This is a genomic window from Bacillus sp. AR13-1 (genome assembly GCF_008042285.1).
Lineage (GTDB): Bacteria > Bacillota > Bacilli > Bacillales > Bacillaceae_G > Bacillus_A > Bacillus_A mycoides.
Map to the genome: position 1 here is coordinate 1 of NZ_QNUA01000070.1, position 19,370 is coordinate 19,370.

General features: G+C 31.9%; 13 protein-coding genes, 2 pseudogenes and 2 riboswitches. Of the genes and pseudogenes, 4 read left to right on the forward strand and 11 right to left on the reverse strand.

The features are described 5' to 3' along the window. Positions 1 to 358 precede the first annotated feature (358 nt). Positions 359 to 850 (forward strand): GNAT family N-acetyltransferase, encoded by a 492-nt coding sequence (locus DN408_RS31045; protein ID WP_033729111.1) that lies wholly within the window; start codon positions 359 to 361, stop codon positions 848 to 850. Positions 851 to 862: 12 nt separating this feature from the next. Further along, positions 863 to 1,930, forward strand: a complete 1,068-nt coding sequence (locus tag DN408_RS31050) for a Gfo/Idh/MocA family protein (RefSeq protein ID WP_078179255.1) — start codon at positions 863 to 865, stop codon at positions 1,928 to 1,930. 15 nt (positions 1,931 to 1,945) lie between these two features. Here the strand turns inward: DN408_RS31050 and DN408_RS31055 are convergent, their stop codons facing one another. Next, positions 1,946 to 2,812, reverse strand: a complete 867-nt coding sequence (locus tag DN408_RS31055; RefSeq protein WP_078179254.1) for a LysR family transcriptional regulator — start codon at positions 2,810 to 2,812, stop codon at positions 1,946 to 1,948. Positions 2,813 to 3,129: 317 nt separating this feature from the next. Here DN408_RS31055 and DN408_RS31060 point away from each other — a divergent pair, with 317 nt between their 5' ends. Continuing rightward, positions 3,130 to 4,296 (forward strand): MFS transporter, encoded by a 1,167-nt coding sequence (locus DN408_RS31060; RefSeq protein ID WP_033729119.1) that lies wholly within the window; start codon positions 3,130 to 3,132, stop codon positions 4,294 to 4,296. Between the two features lie 930 nt (positions 4,297 to 5,226). Here DN408_RS31060 and DN408_RS31065 read toward each other — a convergent pair. Continuing rightward, positions 5,227 to 6,330: a phosphodiester glycosidase family protein gene (locus tag DN408_RS31065; protein WP_002204016.1), complete on the reverse strand. Its 1,104-nt coding sequence runs from the start codon at positions 6,328 to 6,330 to the stop codon at positions 5,227 to 5,229. Positions 6,331 to 6,490: 160 nt separating this feature from the next. After that, positions 6,491 to 7,819, reverse strand: a complete 1,329-nt coding sequence (gene mgtE / locus DN408_RS31070; protein WP_147740529.1) for a magnesium transporter — start codon at positions 7,817 to 7,819, stop codon at positions 6,491 to 6,493. A 277-nt stretch (positions 7,820 to 8,096) separates the two neighbouring features. Beyond that, a riboswitch (M-box (ykoK) riboswitch) is annotated at positions 8,097 to 8,264 on the reverse strand. Positions 8,265 to 8,773: 509 nt separating this feature from the next. Further along, positions 8,774 to 8,950: riboswitch (M-box (ykoK) riboswitch) on the forward strand. A gap of 188 nt (positions 8,951 to 9,138) precedes the next feature. On the opposite strand from mgtE, the gene DN408_RS31075 reads away from it, so the two are divergent. Next, a complete protein-coding gene (locus DN408_RS31075) occupies positions 9,139 to 10,266 on the forward strand; it encodes an FtsW/RodA/SpoVE family cell cycle protein (RefSeq protein ID WP_078179278.1) in 1,128 nt (375 codons plus the stop codon). 104 nt (positions 10,267 to 10,370) lie between these two features. Here DN408_RS31075 and DN408_RS32310 read toward each other — a convergent pair. The 8 genes and pseudogenes from DN408_RS32310 to DN408_RS31120 all read right to left on the reverse strand — a co-directional run. Next, positions 10,371 to 10,451, reverse strand: a pseudogene (locus tag DN408_RS32310) (serine hydrolase); the annotation flags it as partial. 156 nt (positions 10,452 to 10,607) lie between these two features. Beyond that, positions 10,608 to 11,594: a choloylglycine hydrolase family protein gene (locus tag DN408_RS31085; RefSeq protein ID WP_078179145.1), complete on the reverse strand. Its 987-nt coding sequence runs from the start codon at positions 11,592 to 11,594 to the stop codon at positions 10,608 to 10,610. Between the two features lie 107 nt (positions 11,595 to 11,701). Then, positions 11,702 to 13,232 (reverse strand): annotated as a pseudogene (locus tag DN408_RS31090) (alpha/beta hydrolase). A gap of 851 nt (positions 13,233 to 14,083) precedes the next feature. Beyond that, a complete protein-coding gene (locus DN408_RS31100; protein ID WP_078179142.1) occupies positions 14,084 to 14,506 on the reverse strand; it encodes a hypothetical protein in 423 nt (140 codons plus the stop codon). Between the two features lie 314 nt (positions 14,507 to 14,820). Beyond that, positions 14,821 to 16,656 carry an FtsX-like permease family protein gene (locus DN408_RS31105; protein WP_147740530.1) on the reverse strand — a complete coding sequence of 612 codons (1,836 nt, stop codon included), beginning with the start codon at positions 16,654 to 16,656 and terminating at the stop codon, positions 14,821 to 14,823. A gap of 16 nt (positions 16,657 to 16,672) precedes the next feature. Further along, complete coding sequence (locus DN408_RS31110) at positions 16,673 to 17,434, reverse strand: ABC transporter ATP-binding protein (protein WP_078214731.1); 762 nt, start codon at positions 17,432 to 17,434, stop codon at positions 16,673 to 16,675. 284 nt (positions 17,435 to 17,718) lie between these two features. Further along, positions 17,719 to 18,795, reverse strand: coding sequence for a sensor histidine kinase (locus tag DN408_RS31115; protein WP_147740531.1), 1,077 nt, complete (start codon positions 18,793 to 18,795; stop codon positions 17,719 to 17,721). Further along, the coding region (locus tag DN408_RS31120) for a response regulator transcription factor (protein ID WP_147740532.1) at positions 18,792 to 19,370 on the reverse strand (579 nt) is incomplete at its 5' end. The genes DN408_RS31115 and DN408_RS31120, both read right to left, overlap by 4 nt.

Here is a 19,370-nt window from a genome sequence, read left to right on the forward strand (position 1 = left end):
CGATTAGAAACAGTGAAAAGCTGGTAAATAGAGTGTTCACACCCATTTATCTAACGGGAAAATAAATTTTTTATTTTAAAAATTTATTTCTAAAGAGTTAGAAAATTAATATTGATATAACATTTAAGTCATGATAATATTTGGCTCGGGAAAACTAATTTTACAAAAAAGGTATTTTTAGGTTTTTAAAATTAATAGTTAAAGGTCAACTATACATTCTCAAATTAAGTTTATGATCACAAAAATAATTTATAATTATATTTTAATTTATAAATATTAGAGGTGTATTTAGTCTGGTTTTTATAACCCCTAAAAATACAGGTCCATCACACAATGAACTTTAGGAGGAAATTTGATTATGCAAGAAAAATTATTGATTCGTAAAGCTACCATTCAAGACACTGAAGAATTAGTGGAATTAAGAAAGATTTTATTATCTAGTGGTGATACACATTATGCAGCAAAAAGTGAAGAAGATAATTTAGCCTGGCAAAATGCTTATCGCGATTGGATTAAAGAGAATATTTCAAATGAGAATGTACTAATTCAGGTCGGTCAATATGGGGAAGATGAAAAAATATGTTCATGTGTTATTGGAATAATTGATTTACGCGCTCCTATGGTAGGTGCACTTAACGGACGAGTTGGTTGGGGACAATCTCTTGTAGTAAACAAAGATAGACGTGGTCTAGGAATCGCAGAAGCAATGATGGATGCTTTTCATAATTGGTTTAAAGAAAATAATGTTCAAAAAATTGTTGTTCAATCTAGTAAAATGGCTGAAGAGTTCAATAGAAAAAGAGGTTATCTCCAAACTGGAGAACAGTTATTATTTAAAACAATAGAATAGGAGCGTACCAAAATGAAAGTCTTAATTATTGGAATGGGTTTTTCAGGGCAAATGTTTTTAGATGCTTTCCAGAATATCTCACACCTCTACAATACTGATATTGATATTGCTTATACTTCAAGATCTCAAAAAGATATTAATTTAGTGTACTATCCGACTATCGAATCTGCTTTAGAATTATTTAAACCAGATATTTTAGTTATATCCGTTAATGATGAAAATCATGGAGAAGTATTATTTTCAATTCAAAATTTCAACGGATTTGTAATATGTGAAAAGCCTTTTGTTGATCCAAATTTCAAATTAGAAAATGCAGAGAAACTATTAAAATACACCTCGGGCTTTTGTTTAAATATGGTTGCAAGATATTCACAAGCCGCTCGTTTATTAAAAACATATGTAAATGAAAATAATTTAAAATTGGTACGTGCCAACTTCTTGTGGGAAAAAAATAGAATTAATGACTATCGACCTACAACAGGAGTTATCAGTGAAATTATACACTCTTTAGATCTTGTTCAATGGATTAACGGTAATTCACCTTTACACTTAAGACATATTCAAGGGGTGAAGTCTGATTATTCAATCTCCGGAGATGAAATTCCAGATAGCGTTTCTGTGATGGGTGAAATAAATGGTGCTGTAGTGACAGGATACAGTAGTTTTGTAAACTTATTTAGAAGAAGAGAATTAGATTTTGTTTTTCAAGATGCTAATAAACAATTAATTTTTGCTCAATTATCTTTTGATACGCCAAACTGGTATGAAGATTCAGTAAAAATTTGGACTGAAACTAGCACACAATCTGAAGAACTATTATACTTTAATTCCCTTGAACATGAATATAATGGGGATAGAAAAATAGAACGCATTATAAATGTAGTCAAAGATGTTACTGATTTTGTTATGTTGAAAAAAGAACCTTCTTTTGGTTTCCCAAATCTAAAAGATGCAGTTCGCTTACAGGAATTACTTAATGAAATTGATTCTAAGAAATCAAGCTTTTATAAAGTTAAATATAACAGTTCGAAGGAAAGGGTCTTGCTTAACGAAAAAAGCGGATTTGGACGATTAGGATAAAAAATAGCAAGGAACTTAAAATAAGTTCCTTGCTATTTTTATAAATTCCAGAACATAATGGCCTTCTGCTTGTGTTAATTCTGTAGAATCTTTATAAGATATGTATATATTTCTATAATGTCGATCCGGTAGTTCATATATTTTTATATTATCAAATGATTTTAAGAAAAGCTTGGGTCCTATAGAAATACCTATACCTAAATCAATCATTTTCACTATTGTATTGCAGTCACTTATATATGAATGAATCTTAGGCTCTATACTGTGCTGATTAAAAAAATTCTCAACTTGATTTCTGTATGGCGCTGCTGGCATAATAATATTATTTTGATCAAAGAAATCCTTTAAAGAGCAATCTTCAGGAATTAACTTTAAGTCATTTGGTGTTGCTATAACTAACTCATCTTCCCAAAATGGAACTGATTCACATCCGAATTCCCCGTTAATTGTAAATCCTAGGTCAATTACTTTACTAATAACCCATTCTTGAATTTCATCATAAGTCCCCTCAAATATTATAATTTCAATAAACGGATACAATTTATTAAATTCCTTTATAATTGGAGGCAATATATGTTTTTTTACACTTGTAAAGGCCCCAATCTTCAGTGTTTTAGGCAATAATTCATTATTAAAATTAGTCTCTATTAATTTACGGTTTATTTTTAATATATGACCAATATACTCATAAGCTTTAGTGCCATGAGGAGTTAAAGTAATTGCTCGACCAGTTCGTAGGAATAAAGACGTTCCTAATTCCTTTTCTAAGCTAGAAATTGCATGGCTTACTGCAGATTGCGTCATGTTTAATTTTTCGGCAGCCTTTGTAAAACTCCCCGTTTTAATAACTGATTCAAAAATTTCATACTTAATAATACTCATGAGTTTTTTTCATCCCTTGCATTAATATTATTCATTTTATTTAATTCCCTTCATTAAGTATACTAATATTAACCTACTTATGCTAGACGAGTAATGATTACTAGATGTTATATTAACTTAATTTAATCTGCAGATTTTTTAATTACTTTGACATTATTCAATAATTATATATAGCTCAATTATTATAATTGAAAATATAATCATTATAGAGTTATATATTGATTTAATAATCATTCTCTATCTGTATAAAACTAGCAACTAGAGTGTATACGATTGATATTTTATTTTATTCTTGACAATGTAAAGGTGGCAAAACTATGAAAAAAGTTATTTTTTTAGCTATTGGTATGTTTGCCTTGGGATTCGATGCTTATATTATTGCTGGACTTGTTCCTGGAATAAGTGATACCTATCAAAAAAGTGCATCCCAAGTCGGGCAAGCTGTAAGTATATTTACATTATGTTATGCAATATCCGCTCCATTGTTTGCTTCTCTATTAGCAGGTAAACCTATAAAAAAAGTTCTATTGACTTCTATAGTTATATTTGGTCTTGCAAATGCATTAACTGCAGTATCTCCAAACTTTTCGGTATTCTTAATATCAAGGGCAATTGCTGGTGTAGGTGCTGGATTATTTTCTCCATTAGCTGTCGCAGGCTCAACTATGTTAGTACCTGTAGAAAAAAAAGGACGCGCACTTGGCTTAACAATAGGTGGCATGAGTATGGGAACTGTATTAGGTGTTCCTATAGGCCTTTATATCGCAGACCAATTTGATTGGCAATCAGCAATGTGGTTTGTGGTACTACTAAGTTTAATTGCTGCTATTAGTATTCTTAAGTTTCTACCACATGTTCCAGTCACAGCACCACCTGCTATGAAAGAAAGACTTGCAATGTTTTTAGATAAAAGAGTTACTATCACTGTTTTAATAACATTCTTTGCAAGTATTTCAAGTTTAGGTTTATATACCTATCTATCTCCATTATTACAAGATCTTGATAACTCGAGTGATCTAACAATTTATTTATGGGCTTGGGGATTGGGTGGATTATTTGGAAGTATAACAATTGGATATTTAATTGATTACTTCAAAAAACCAAAAACTTTAATGGCTCTTATTTTAATTATTTTAACTGTCTCAGTTGTATGTATTCCGATAATGATTAATCTAACAATTATAAAGTACTTACCATTTTTCATATGGGGAGCGATGGGATGGGCATCAGGAGCACCACAGCAACATATTTTATTATCCTATCAACCTAAACACGGAAGTGCAGCTGTGGCCCTCAATAGTTCGATTAACTATCTAGGAAGTTCAGTAGGTGCCACATTAGGTGGAGTAGTAATTTCTCTTGGAATGGGGACTATGGCTCTAATCTACTTTGCGATAATTTCTATGATTATTTCATTAGGCCTACAATTTTATAGCATGAGAAGTAATACCTTTAAAATAGCTACTACTAAAAAAGCTGTTTAAAATAGATCTATTACAATTATAAAACATAGAAATGGGCATTAATTAGTCTGTATCTTTTTATAGAGAAACAAAAAGAAGACGGTTCTTTTGAAACCGTCTTCTTAAAATAGTAATACCATCTATCATATAGCTAGTTATTTAATGTTTTCTTTTATTAGATAATTAGATTAAACAATTTACATTTCTATCATTCCTTTATTATTTCATATTCATCTGAAATAATATTTATATTCCGCCGCATTTGTAAAATTATACCACTTTTGTATTAAATTCAATATTTCATCTAGTCACCCTCAAAAAATAGACCATCAGATTCGTATGTATCGGATTTTAAAAGACACACTAATACGAATACATGTACATCACCTTGAAAGTTCACTTCAAGGTGATAAGGTGCTTAAAAAGAAACCGACTGTTTTCAGCCGATTTTGTTAAGCAATTTCTAAATACTATATGCTAATCTCTCAATTTTTCATCTTGGATCTCTTCTAAGCCCATTTTGTATCCCTTTTCTTTTGCTACATAATTTATTATTAATTATATTAGGGCTTAAATATAAACTGACATGTTCTTTATTATTTGTAAAATTATTTTCTCTTGTAAAATAATTTGATAAAATATTTTCAGGTATGACCACTATTTTATTCTGCGCATTAATCTTTACTCATCTGATTACAACAATTATTTTTACAGGTTGTCCATTTCATATAGCTGTAGCAAATACTAATAGATTAAAAGCATATAATAGAATATGAATGTAACCAGTATACATTATTTATACTTCTTTTAACTTCTTAAAGATTTTCCATATGATTGAGTATCTCTATACGCAATTCTTTAATGCAAGTTAAATGATAAAAGCATTAATTTTATTCCCCCCTTTGTATGTTAGTTTTTAAGCTTTAATTAAACCTTCATTTATTTAAAAATTCATAAATTCGTTGAAATGTTCGCATCAAATTCATCTGATATTTTAGTATCTATTTTTTTCCCATCAATTGTCATCTTTATTTTTTGTTTTTGGTTTTGGTTTGCTGTTACCACCCAGGCATTCGGTAAATAACGATCTTCATGAGATAATGTGGAAGGTGAATTAATAACCTTTCCCCCTAAATATAGCGTAGCAGAAGACCCTCCATCCATAGCCATTGCATTTATGGCTCCTTTTTCATATAGAATATCTTGACACTCTTTTAACGTAGCTCCTATGCTATGTGTCTGCCTACCGTCTATCACTAGAAACATTATTGTGCCGTCCTCTTTTTGGGCCATAATACTTCGCGGAGCAGAACCCCAACCACCGTCTCCTTCTGTGATCATTTTTTCTCCATTTACAATTAACTGTGGCATAAATCCTGCTGCGGAAACGACTTGTTTATCTAAGAGTTGTTGGGTAGAATAATTTCCAGTTATCATTTGTCCAAATTTTGTTAAACCTGTAATAATTGTAGGGGTATTTCTATCCATATTTGTATCAATAGCTTCCCCATTTTCTATTACTATTCCAGTTGCAACATTTCCTCCTCCCCTTCCTGTTTCATCAGCAAATCCACTTGCATTCACAGCAACAAGTGCATTATTACGTTTTGCCATTACGCTAATTTTTTCTCCTCTTTGATCACCCTGTGTCCCTTGATGACTAACAAGTTTAACATTGAAAGGGTTACTAATAGTGATTAATTTTCCTTCGAAAAGAAAGCGACTGTCTTTGTTACTTTTAATCGTTTCTACATCAATTTTTAATGGCTGATTTTTTAATTCTTCTAATCTTTTTCCTGCTATTTTTTTATAAATAGCCTCATCACTATTTGACCATTTTGGATGATTAATTCTATCTTGCAGTTTATCTAGTTCCTTTTGGGATAGGAATGTATATTTCGCATATTGTGGATGCTGAGAAGTTAGTATACTTCCAGCAATTGTTACACGAAGATCTCGGCCATAGTTAGTACCAAATAATATTCCAATGCCAATAAGCATGAAAATAGAAAAAAGAAGCAAAATTCGTTTGAAGATTTTTCTTAGATGTTTCATAGGTTTCTCCTCCGGCATTAATTACATTCAATGAATCCTTTAAGATATTATTTGCCTAAAGACAAAAGTGTTTGTTTCCCTCATTCCCGAGTTCCCCACTGTGTCTTGGCAAGCAAAGCAAAATACTTATTCTACATTTCGTATTTATTTCAGTGTATATTTACAAATTTAATAACGTTTTTGCAACCATGAAATAAATTACTAATCCTGTTCCGTCAACAAATGTTGTAATAAATGGACCAGAAACGACTGCAGGATCTAATTTTAATTTTCTCAGAATCAAAGGTAAAACAGCTGCAACAAGAGAGGCCCAAATAACAATAAATAATAAAGTGATTGCTACAACTTGTGCAACTTCTGTTCCAACTCCTAGCATATAAGCACGAGTGAGCCCAGCTACCCCAAGTGCAAGTCCAAGAAGCATGCCAATTGCAAATTCCTTTTTCATTACACGGAAAATGTCTTTAAATTTCACCTCTCCAATACCGATTGCACGAGTAATTGTTGCTACAACCTGTGTTCCTGTATTTCCTCCAGTACCTACTAATAACGGTATAAAGAAAGCTAAGGCAACTACTGTTTCAATTTCGTCTTCAAAATATTTTAGTACTGTACCTGTGTATGCTTCAGCAACAAAAAGAAGCAATAACCATGGTAGACGTTTGAAGAAAATGCTCCAAATACTAGATTCAAAGTAAGATTGATTTAACGGTTCACTTCCGCCTAACTTTTGGATATCTTCTGTAGCTTCTGCTTCCATAACATTCATTACGTCATCAAATGTTATAATACCAATCATTTCATTATTTGCAGTTGTTACGGGTAATGCTGCTAAATTATAATTCAGTAGCTTTTTTACAACTTCTTGCTGATCAACTTCAGCGTGTACTGAAATTACCTCTTGAATCATGATAGTAGATAATATCTCTTCATCTGCTGCTAGTAATAACTCATGTATGGAAACGATTCCCTTAAGATAACCATGACTATCAAGAATATAGATATAAGATATTGATTCTACATTTTCAGAATGTTCCCTAATGTACTTCAATGTCATTTTTACTGACCAATTCCCACTAACTGCAACAAAATCACTTGTGACAAGACTTCCTGCCGTTTCAGGTTTGAAAGCCATTAATTTTTTTACATTATGTTTTGTAATTTTATTTAAATACGCCATTAATTTAGCTTGTTTTTCCGGATGAACCTCTAAAAGTAGATCTACTGTTTTATCAATCGGTTGTAAATCTAGTAACTTTTTAGCTTTGTTTTCAGATAAGTGAATTAAGATATTATATTTTTCTTCTGTACTCAAATGTTGAAGAATTTTTGAGCTTTTTAATACAGGAATCTTATCTAGTAATATGACTTGATCTTCAATTGAAAACCGTTTTACTTCTTGCGCAACATCATACGACGGATGACGTAAAACTTTCTCTGCATCCAAATTATTTTGGGTTACAAGTAATTCATTTAATAATTTCTTCATGTTAACTCCTCCTTATATTGCTAAGGGAGACTCTAGAGTTTCATGAGTGGTTTTGTGTTATTTTATCTGTCTAAAATTTTTATTAGAGCATTAATAGTTAAATTGCAATCAATTTATTATTTAGAACTACCTCCTTTTTGAATATAGACAAGATAAAAATAAATAACATTAAACAAAAAAACCTTTACTCAAAAAGGAGTAAAGGCTTTTTACAATACAAATAAATGATTATTAAGACAGCTCTGCAAAAATCCCAGAGGTGCCTTTCTATCAAATCGTATACCACTCCCTCGTTGAGTTTTAGCACTGTATAGCATAGGTTTTTATAACCAGCTACATTAAAAAGGGCCTTAATCCGACCGTTCCTGTTGACCCATTGGCGTCTCTCGACATTTTTGGGCAGCAGCGTTTCTCTATACAGGAGCCTCACCTAACAAAGATTATTGAATTACTTCAAAATTTAAACCAGAATTTAATATTTGTCAACTAACTTTCGATTCGATTCATAATAAATTCTTTTTTAGAGAAATGTAATTCGACTCTATTGTAAATTTGAAATTCAACTTAAAAGATATACAATTAGTTCGAAGAAACGTTATAAAATATATGAAATTTTGTATAGGAAACTTATTGTTTATGATTAATTTGTAACTTTATAGCAGGAGTTGAATTATTAGTCATACCGTACTTCAAAAGAACATTCTTCAAAAATCTTATTTTATGATTAAAATCTTCTTTACTGTTTATCAAATTTATATGGTTAAACTACTTAATCAAATTATACACTACAGGCCGAAAATAAGTATCTATACGAGATGATTAAATACATTTTCTTGCATTATTTCTCAAAATTCATAAAACAATAAAGAATATAAAATTAGCAATATGCTTACTTGACAAGCAAAAAAAAAGTATTTATGCTGGCTACACGAAACAAATACATAAAATTTATATTGCTAAACCTGTTAGGTGAGGCTCCTATACAAACACAGGCTATTGCCCAAAAATGTCGAAAGACGCCAATGGGTAGAACAGGAATTGTCGGATTAAGGCTCTTCTTAAGATAGCTAAGTAATCAATTTCCATTACTTTACGTTGTATAGTGCCAAAGCTCTACTAGGGGGAGGAAAGCTTTATTTAGTCATGCCAATTTAAATCCCCCCTAGTATGTAACTAGGGGGGATTTTTGCGTAAGAAAACAGGGTGTAAGCTATAGAATCTTTCAAAACAAAAATACTATTTAGTAGTTGATGAGAACAAGATTCTACTCATTAGCAAATGTAATATTAAGTGTTAATGTAAATCAGGAGGATATTAAAATGAAAAAAATATTAAAACTCGATTATCTATTGCTCCTCCCTCTATTCATAACATGTACTTTAGGTATTATCATGATGTATAGCGCGAGCTCCATTGTTGCTGTTCAACATTACGGTTATAACAGTAGGCATTTTGTTGATTCTCAATTAACAAAGCTATTTTTAGGAACAATAGGGTTGATAGTTTGCGCTATTCTCCCATATGAAATATGGAAAAAACGAATTGTCGCTATCTGTATTATGGTTGGGGGAATTTTTTTATTAATTATGGTTTTGTGGAAAGGAAAAGTGGTAAATAATGCTCAATCATGGATCTTTGGAATACAGCCAGCTGAATTTCTTAAATTAGGAACAATACTTGTAACAGCCCGTTTTTTTGCATTTCGACAAGAACAAGCTAAAAATATTTGGAGTGGTAGCGGAAAACTTTTATTTTTTTTAGCTGCAATTTTTTTCCTAATCTATAAACAGCCAAACTTAGGATCTGCACTTTTAATATTAGGTATAGGTTTTAGCATATTTCTTTGCTCTGGAATAAATGTAAATCTATTAATTAAAAGAATTATAATCGGTTCTATTTTTTGGTTACCTTTTTTATACTTTTTAATTCAATTTAGCTTGTCAGAAGTTCAAAAGACACGTATTACTACAATTCTCAATCCCTTTGTTGATGCGCAAGGAAAAGGATATCAACTTGTAAATTCTTTTATTGCCATTGGCTCTGGAGGAATTACTGGACGTGGATTCGGAAATAGCATTCAAAAAACCGGCTATCTTCCAGAACCACATACTGATTTTATAATGGCAATAGTTTCTGAAGAACTAGGGTTTATTGGTGTATTTATTGTATTGGCAGGGGTTTTGACTATCGTTCTTCGTTCCTTAAAAATTGCACAACTATGTGTAGATCCATTCGGAAGTTTTATAGCAATTGGTATAGGATGTATGATTGGTATGCAATCCATTGTAAATTTAGGTGGTATTACGGGACTATTTCCTCTTACTGGTACCCCATTTCCATTTGTTAGTTTTGGTGGAAGTTCTTTAATGGTCAATTTAATAGCAATAGGAATATTGCTTAATATTTCAATTTTCAATAAAATTAAGTTTAATAATTATAATATATAATTCGATTTTTTAGAGATTATAAAATTTAACCTCATTGAGCAATCTATGTTCAAATAATTTCTAATTAGGTTTTTAACTGTATGAATATTAATTTTAATACCAAAAAAGGCAGGAGATTTTGGTGAAAACTTGTTAAATAATTGTTTAATCGATGTATGTGTCTTTTCATTATATGTATTATTCATCTCAATCACATACCCTTCACCTAAAATGATTAGAAATATATTGACTTGTTATTTTCCTTATATTGAATTTAATTGGATCACTGTTGTATTGTCGTATCGCCTATAAAAAAAGAAAACTTAATTAAGTTTTCTTTTTTTATGTTATTCCAAATCTGATTAGTTTTCATAAAGTATCTTATGTTTCCGCTGGAACGGATAAGTTTTAATTTCATCTGTATCTAAATTTTCATGAAATAAATGAATAGCTATAATTTGTCTACAATCATAGGTATGGTAATAATATGTACCAGACTCCATACACATTGCGCTTGTATAAATGGTATTATCTAATGTACCTTCTTCCGTTATTACTCCACCTTTTGGAACCTCACAATTTGATAAGATATGAAAAATGGCCGATATGCCCTCTTCTTCGTTATCTATACCTTGAATATTTTGTTTGCCATACGCTGCCCGAACAAACCTTGATGGTGGGGTGAAATCCCCAGGAAGTCCCATCGAACCTGAACCTTGTCCAAAAGCACTTAATGGTACATCCCCCCATTGTGTTGGCGCATATGGCTGCGATTTAAGACCGATATATTGTCTTAAATTTTGTAAATGCCAGTTAAACTCAGGACTATTGGTCATTACCCCAAGAGGATTATCATATATTTTTAGTCCTTCAGTTGTCGGCTCTATTACAATACAATCTCCCCATTTATCCGCTAAAATCCAATGTAGCGGTGGAGTAACCCCTAAAACAGGTAATGGTACATCCAAAAAGGAAATACTATCTACAGAGTTCTTTAACTCTTCGACAGAATTGAATTGTGTGAGACTCCATGCCACAAAATCAAATGGAGCCAGATTCGTTTTATTTTCATCTATACTGTTACTATAACTTGCGAATCCTGGAAAATAGAGTGTTGCACATGTCATACCTGATTCATTTACTCCGTCCGCCAGGATGATCCTTCCTTGATGGTTAATCCCCATCCCTACAACAGCTTGTTTCGCCTCGATGGTTTCACCAGTTATATTGTTCCATTGATAACTTCGAGGAACTATTATTACTTCTTGATTGAAATCTAATGTAAAATCCATCGTTCTTGCAAAAAGATGGTGACCGCTTTTTGTCTGTAATGTCAAACTGGTACAAATAAAGAACACCCCTTTATTTAGTTTATTTGAACAAAAACCATTTAAATTCTATCCTTAAGTTAATAGGCATGTATCGTGACCTCTATTAAAAAATATGGTTGCTAATTTTATTTCGATCTTCCTTGCACCCAAGCAGCAATATCATTTATAACATACTCAGGGATATTAGCAGGACTATAATATTCATCCGGTTTACTTAACTCCCCATTTCCTTCTGTAAAGAAGTGATTTAACTTTGGATATAGTCGATAATCAACGTTATCTCGCTCTTTTAATTGTTCTTTCCAAAGAGGAATTTCGATTTTTGATTGAACTTGATAGTCTCTTTCTCCTTGAATAATAAGAAGCGGTGTCTTTTGTTCTTTTGACATTTCTGCTGCTTTAATTTTACGAATAGAATCCCAAAATACTGCTGATCCTAAATAAAAATCTTTTGGAGGATTCTGACTAGAGAAATTGGGATCATTTAATAATTCAAATTGCGATTTGTAAAATTTATATTCATCGGGTTTCATTGCTCCAATGGAAAAAAGATACTCACATTGATCTAAAACAACATCTTGGATCGTACGGGCTGGTCCGCCCATCACGATTGCCCCAGCAATATTTTAATTTTGGTCTTTTTCAATCATTTTCGGAAGCATCATTCCACCTTGACTATGACCAAGAATATAAATTTGATTCTTATCTATCATAGGTTCATTTTGAAGAAAATGAGTCACAAGAAGAGCATCATCTGTTGTCTCTTTATCAACTGTATAAAAAGGACTGTATTATGTTTTCAATCCATGTTCATAAGTTCGTTTATTATAGCGAAGGACAGCAATTCCTTTCGAGGCAAGACCTTCAGCTAAATCGCGAAATGGTTTTAAAGCAAACGCTGTTTCATCCTGATCGGTTGCTCCAGATCCTTGCACAAGAATAACTGCTGGGAAAGGACCCTTACCTTTTGGAACAGACAATGTTCCTGGTAATGGAAATGCACCACTTCCAACTACTACTTCTTTATCAACAAATGATTCAGGCTTACTATATGATGGACGCTCTGCAACAGGACTAAACGACATGCTGAGTTGAAAATCGTCTATTTTTCCAGATGGATCTAGTTTAATTAGTAAAGGTACAGTAAATTGTTCAAAAACTAATTTAACTTCTACATTCGCATGCACGGAATTTGTCTCTTTTTGTATTACCTCTCCAATTCCTAGAAAAGAACCTGCTTGTAATTGCAATGGGAGTCCCTCCCAATAGCTCTTCAGCCATTCTTCGGATATTATTTTCTGTAATGACCTTGAGGTTAAATCAAATGCAGATTTATAATCTTCACTATTCATATGGCGAATAAATGAAAGAGTAGTAGATATAATAGGATTTTCATCATTAATATTGTCTACTTTTTTATAGTTGTGTTGTTTCCTTTAATGTCGGAATAAATTGATGGTTAAACGGATTATTATATGTATTGGGATATACACTTGTTTTCAATACATCCATATTCCGTTCCTCATACAGACTTGAAGCAATCGCGAAATTTTTAGGTAAAGTTACTTCCTCCGCATATGAAACTGAAGGAATCGTTATTGTACAAATTGCACTGACAAGTAATAACTTATTACCTATTCTTTTTTTCTTGCCCATATTTATTGATTCTCCCTTCAAAATTTAAATTTTTTAATACAGTATGCCAAATACTATAAGGGAAATAAAAATTATCAAAGAGATTAATAATCTACTTTACGATTCCCCCTAACAAATTAAAAAACTATTATAAACAAACTTCAATAAAAAATGCCTTCCCCCTCTTTTTATAACTTGATTTTTTGATTAGATGGATGTTATCTAAAACAGAATTATTTATTGCATGTGCTTCGTGCTGATTAACTCTATAGTCGATCGTCAGCAGACAATCGACTATAGATTCTTATAATTATTGTGTTCGCTAAATGAGAATTTAACGAACACTTGGGTGATATGAGTTAATCCCCCTTTCTATCTCAGATGTAAATGTAAAAGGACATGAAACTCCAAACTATTTAGACAAGAAAGTCTAAACTTTCGCTTTTAGATATTGGTTGGGACAAGAAACTCTAAAACTAAATTTTATAGATTTACAGAACTAACCCCATTTAATCTTGTTTAAGATGCTCCCATTCTTACCTAATGACTTATACCATCATTCTTGTTAATCCGTTCATATAAATGTAATGATTCAAATGGATTATGGGAATTACATTATCTTGAAGGAAAACTTTTTCCCCCCAACAATTCATATATGATTCAAAAGGTCTATGTATTTTTGAAGTCCTTCAAAATGTTATCTTGATCCTTTCGACACATTGATTTTTATAGAAATATACCTACTTCAAAAAGCGTACCTTTTGGGACAAAAAAAGAATCCTTTTCATAATAAGGATTCCTAATTAAAAATATGTATTTTTTGCATCCACATCAATAAATCAAATATGGATTATACGTTTTTAATTCTATTATTAATTTTTTGCTGTAATTGTAATCGTCATACCTGATTTAAGTGTGACGTTGTAAACTCGATTATCATTCAAGTTGGTTAATTGTGTTTGGATTTCATTAGCTGTTTCTTCATCATAAGAGATTTTAACAACTGTTTCATGAATCGGCACTTCATTATCCAAGTTATCATCTACCCAATACAGAAGTCCTTCTTTTTCTGTTGTGTTAAATCCTATTTTAATTGCCTCCTCCAAAGTGCTTTCAGGAGTTAAATCATTTGGGTCATTAGGGTCTTTTGTAGCAATCCTGCGCTCAGATGCTGTAACACCGTTTATTAAAATAATTGAAGCGGTTTTTGATTTTATCTTATCAAACTCATTTTTAAACGTATTATCAATTATCTCCCTTATATCGATTAGTATAAAATGTAATGATCTAATCAAATATTCTATAGAATTTATTGATTTCCTTTGTATTAATCACTTCATTTGTAGAGTTTTGAGTATGTAATTTAGTTCATATTTTTGTAAAATTCATTTTCAAAATATGAACATTAAACATATTTTAAAATTTGTACCTTTATGAACATTGGTCATTTTTTAGGACGGATAATATTTAAAAAGTAAAACTAAGTTTATATCTTTTTATAATTTGTAAAACAAACCATTAAATATCCAAATAAAAACCCAGTGATTTCATGCACACATACTGATATCACTGGGTTTTATAAGTTTAACATTTTGTATGTTTTGTAAAACTAATTTTCTTTTGGAAGTACAATTCTTTTATACAATTGAACTGTAGTAAAATAGTAAATCAAGTAAATTACTACAAAAATAATAATTGGTACCCAAATACGATTGTACGGATCAGGCAAAAGAACGCTGAACATGTTCATACCAACTAATACGTGAACAATACCCACAATTGCTGGGACTAAGAATACAAAGAATAACTCCTTATAAATTGATTGTGCTAATAACTCTTGGCGAACACCGATTTTACGAAGCATTTGATAACGTGTACAATCTTTGAATGCACCAGACAGAACTTTAAACATCAAGCAACTTGCCATCATTGCTAAGTACGCAATTCCGACGAAGAAGCCCATGAACATCAATCCACTGAGCATACCATGAAGAGAATTATACATTTGATATTTACTCTTCAGTTCTTCAGGTTTCATACTTGTATATTTAGCTAACTGTAATTCGTCAAGTTGTTTCCATTCTTTTAAATATGATTTAAAATCATCTGTTTTCCCCATAAACATAGTACTTTCTGGACCCTTTATACTATGGTACATGTTTTTGTCTACAATTTTTATTTTATGATCAGGATATATATACTTTGGCTGGATTGTTTGGAAAGCGTCGCTCCATTGTTGCGGTGTCTTCTTCACGTTTGCACCAATTGGCAACTCTTCTGAAACTCTCTTTGTTTTCCCAAACTCTGTTCTTTCATTTTTATTTTTCAATACTAAAGGACGATTTTTCTCTAAATCCTCTTTTAAATAATAAATCGACTGACCTTCTATTTTGTAATGATATTCAAGCTTCTCTGTAAATAAGATAGTATTCAAAATTTTCTTTTCTTCAGCTGTTGGATTATGAACGACTGAATCGTAAATTTCACTACCATTAACTATTTTTATTACGTTGTTTTTAAATGCCATACCACACGCAATTCCGCCAGTGCCAAGAGCCACTAAGATTGCTACCGTGGCAAGCACATTTGTTAGGCCGTTAATGCGGAAATTTAATTGTGCAAAAGTAAAAGCATTGAGACCTTTTTCACTACGTTTTTTATTACTCTTTAACTTATTAATCATAACTGGGAGAAGTGATCCAAATAACATGTAAGTACCAACGGTTGCTGTGATTAATCCAACGGCCATTAATCCCAGACCCATTAGCGGGTTTGCATATTTCATATAGATTAGTGATGCATAACCAATACCCAATAAAATCACACCAAGGATTGCAACTACAACTGTCATTTTTCCTTTTATGGCGACACGTTCTGTTTGTTCATCTGCATGTACAAGTTGCAGTACAGAAATACGAGATAATTTAATACTATTTATAATTGCCGATAATACAAATAGTGCAAAGAAGAAGACGCAAGTAATAGCTATAGATGGCAGATAAAATGCTTTATAACCTTCGCCAGCAAACTCGAGTTGTTTCATTAATAGCTGACCGATACCTTCTGCGAGCCCTACACCAACTGTAATTCCAATCACAAGAGATGCGGCACCTAATATAATTGTTTCGATAAACATAAGTAAGGTAACTTTATGCTTTTTTGCTCCTAACATCATATACATACCAAATTCTTTTTGGCGAAGAGATGATAAGAACGAGTTTGCATATAAAATATAAAAAAATGTGATAAACGCTAACAAAAAGGACCCAATTTTAAATACAGACACAATATCCCCAATAGAAGAGTTAGATTCAAGGAACGCCTTATTGAGTGCTAATGTTTGAAACATATAAAAAGTTGAAATAGAGACAATAAGACCAACAAGTAAGACAATGTAATCTTGCAACTTACTTTTTAGGCCTGACATGGAAAGCTTAAATAACATGATTGAACTTCCTTCCTTACGCTTTTTGTGTGCCTAAGTCTGCAAGCACGTCTAAAATTTTTTTATAAAATTCATCACGTGTACCACCGCGATGAATTTCTTTATATAGCTCACCATCTTGAATGAATAAAATACGCTGACAGTAACTTGCACTATATGGATCATGAGTAACCATCATAATAGATACCCCTTGCTCTTTATTTAAGTTTGTCATCGCATCCAGTAAACTCGTTGCATTTTTAGAATCAAGCGATCCTGTTGGCTCGTCCCCTAAAATAATTGCTGGTTCATGCACTAACGCACGTGCTGCTGCTGAACGTTGCTTCTGTCCACCGGATACTTCAGATGGATACTTTTGAAGTATTGCTGAAATGCCTAACATATCAGCTACCTTTTCTACTTTTGATCCGATATTTCGTGATGAAACACCTTGAAGGGAAAGTGGAAGAGCGATGTTTTCGTAAATAGATAAATTCTCCAATAAGTTAAAGTCTTGGAAAATGAATCCTAACATTTGTGAACGGAAATCGGAAAGCTCACCTTGTTTCATTTTCGTAATATCTATTCCTGCAATTTCAACAACGCCGCCCGTTGCTTTATCTAACGTTGAAATTACATTTAATAATGTCGTTTTACCAGAACCAGATGGTCCCATAATTCCGACAAACTCACCCTCTTGAATTGAGAATGATACACCTTTTAACGCGTATGATTGGTTCTCACCTTTTTTACCGTACACTTTTTGGACGTTTTTCACGTCTACAACTGGTTTCGTCATATATATCCTCCTACGTTTGTTTTTTCATTTCTTTAAAATAAGTTGCTATTCTTATTTGCTACTAACAAAATAGTCATGTTGCATCTACCTTTTTCATGAGGTTGTCAAGATGTATCCACTTGAAAGCTGTAAAGAAAATTTTCTCTTTAATTTCTCCTCTCTCCTCATCGCTTTGAATACATACATGATAAACTATGAAAATTAGGAAACACCCTGTAAAATCCTTAAGAATTCTTAAGTTTTATAAAAAAAAGCTTATGGAATCTGTAATTCCATAAGCCAATCTATTTGATTGGATGTTCAACAATAAAGGACATCCAGCCGTCTTTATATTTTGCATATATATTACCATTATGAAGTTCAACAATTCTTTTTGAGATAGCAAGCCCCAGACCATTTCCTTGGTCATCTTTTCTTGCCTTGTCCCCCCTGAAAAACCTTTCAAACAATTTATTTGGATCGCTAACAGGCGGCTTCTCGACTTTATTTGATACTTTCAAAATTGCCTTGTTACCTATTAGTTCAAGACATATTGATAATTCAGATGGTTTCATGCTGTACTTTATCGCATTCATAAACAGATTTTCATAAACACGTACCATTTTTTCTATATCTATGAAGATAGGTATTGTTTCTTCCGTGATTGATTTTTGAACGATTAAACTTTCCTTTTCAAATATAGGAATGTATTCTCCAACTATTTGTTCTAACAAACCTGATAAATCAACTTCATTAAAGTTTAACTTAGTATCGATGCCTGATAAACGGGTATACTCAAATAGTTCATCTATTAGATATTTCAATCTCTGTGATTTTAAATAAGTGGTTTCGAGATACTCCTGTAATTGTGTTTTACTGTCGTATTGCCCTCTTTTTAATAAATCTACATAGCCGATAATAGATGTCAACGGTGTGCGTAAGTCATGAGATACATTGGTTATAAGTTCATTTTTTGTACGTTCCAATCGCCTTTCCTGTTCAAATGTATGCTCCAATTCCTTAGACATATAATTTATATTTTGAGCAAGTTGAGTCAATTCGTCCTTCCCCTTAATCCCAATAGTCAAACCCAGTTTTCCATTGGCAATATCATTCACATTATCAGAAATGAGCTTCAAATATACTATTTTCTTTCGAACCAATATCAAAAAAATTACTATAAAGTTAAAGATTGCGAACGTGAATAAGAAGAATATTGCGAAATAGAATGCAAACATACCCAAATGGTCGTATTTTACAAATAATGGTACTATGATGTATAGAAAATTGAGGATTGTTAAACTAAACGAAGCAAAAAAACTAACTGCAACAGCACCAAGAAGTTTTATAATTATTTTATTTCTAAAACTAACCCTCTTCATATTTTATACCCAATTCCCCAAACAGTTTTAATATAAATGGGATGTTTAGAATCCTCTTCGATTTTGTCTCTTATTTTTGTAATATGCACCATGACGGTATTATCTGATTTATAAAAAACCTCTTTCCAAACTGCTTCATATATTTTTGCAACACTCAGGACAATCCCTTTGTTACGGGCAAGTAGTTCGAGAATATCAAACTCTTTTGGAGTTAGCCTTGTTTCCTTTCCCCTTACCCATACTTGACGTGTATCTGTATTCACGGTTAAATCACCAATTTCTAGGATGCTTTTATTATGATTTATTGACGTATTGTATTTTTTAAACCTTCTTAATTGGGATTTTACCCTAGCGATTAATTCCAATGGATTAAACGGTTTTGTTAAATAATCGTCTGCACCAGAGGCTAGACCCTGAATTTTGTCTATATCCTCAGATTTTGCAGATAGCATAATGATAGGCATATTGCGGTCTTCCCTAATCTTCATACACGCTTCAATACCATCCATATTAGGCATCATAATATCTAAAATAATAAGATCAAACTCCTTTTCTTCTAACAGTTGTAAAGCTTC

Excerpts from the sequence above, each read along its gene's own strand:
- DN408_RS31105 (WP_147740530.1), bottom strand. The coding sequence starts at position 16,656 with ATGTTATTTAAGCTTTCCATGTCAGGCCTAAAAAGTAAGTTGCAAGAT.
- DN408_RS31115 (WP_147740531.1), bottom strand. The coding sequence starts at position 18,795 with ATGAAGAGGGTTAGTTTTAGAAATAAAATAATTATAAAACTTCTTGGT.
- DN408_RS31075 (WP_078179278.1), top strand. The coding sequence starts at position 9,139 with ATGAAAAAAATATTAAAACTCGATTATCTATTGCTCCTCCCTCTATTC.
- DN408_RS31060 (WP_033729119.1), top strand. The coding sequence starts at position 3,130 with ATGAAAAAAGTTATTTTTTTAGCTATTGGTATGTTTGCCTTGGGATTC.
- DN408_RS31110 (WP_078214731.1), bottom strand. The coding sequence starts at position 17,434 with ATGACGAAACCAGTTGTAGACGTGAAAAACGTCCAAAAAGTGTACGGT.
- DN408_RS31045 (WP_033729111.1), top strand. The coding sequence starts at position 359 with ATGCAAGAAAAATTATTGATTCGTAAAGCTACCATTCAAGACACTGAA.
- mgtE (WP_147740529.1), bottom strand. The coding sequence starts at position 7,819 with ATGAAGAAATTATTAAATGAATTACTTGTAACCCAAAATAATTTGGAT.
- DN408_RS31055 (WP_078179254.1), bottom strand. The coding sequence starts at position 2,812 with ATGAGTATTATTAAGTATGAAATTTTTGAATCAGTTATTAAAACGGGG.
- DN408_RS31065 (WP_002204016.1), bottom strand. The coding sequence starts at position 6,330 with ATGAAACATCTAAGAAAAATCTTCAAACGAATTTTGCTTCTTTTTTCT.
- DN408_RS31050 (WP_078179255.1), top strand. The coding sequence starts at position 863 with ATGAAAGTCTTAATTATTGGAATGGGTTTTTCAGGGCAAATGTTTTTA.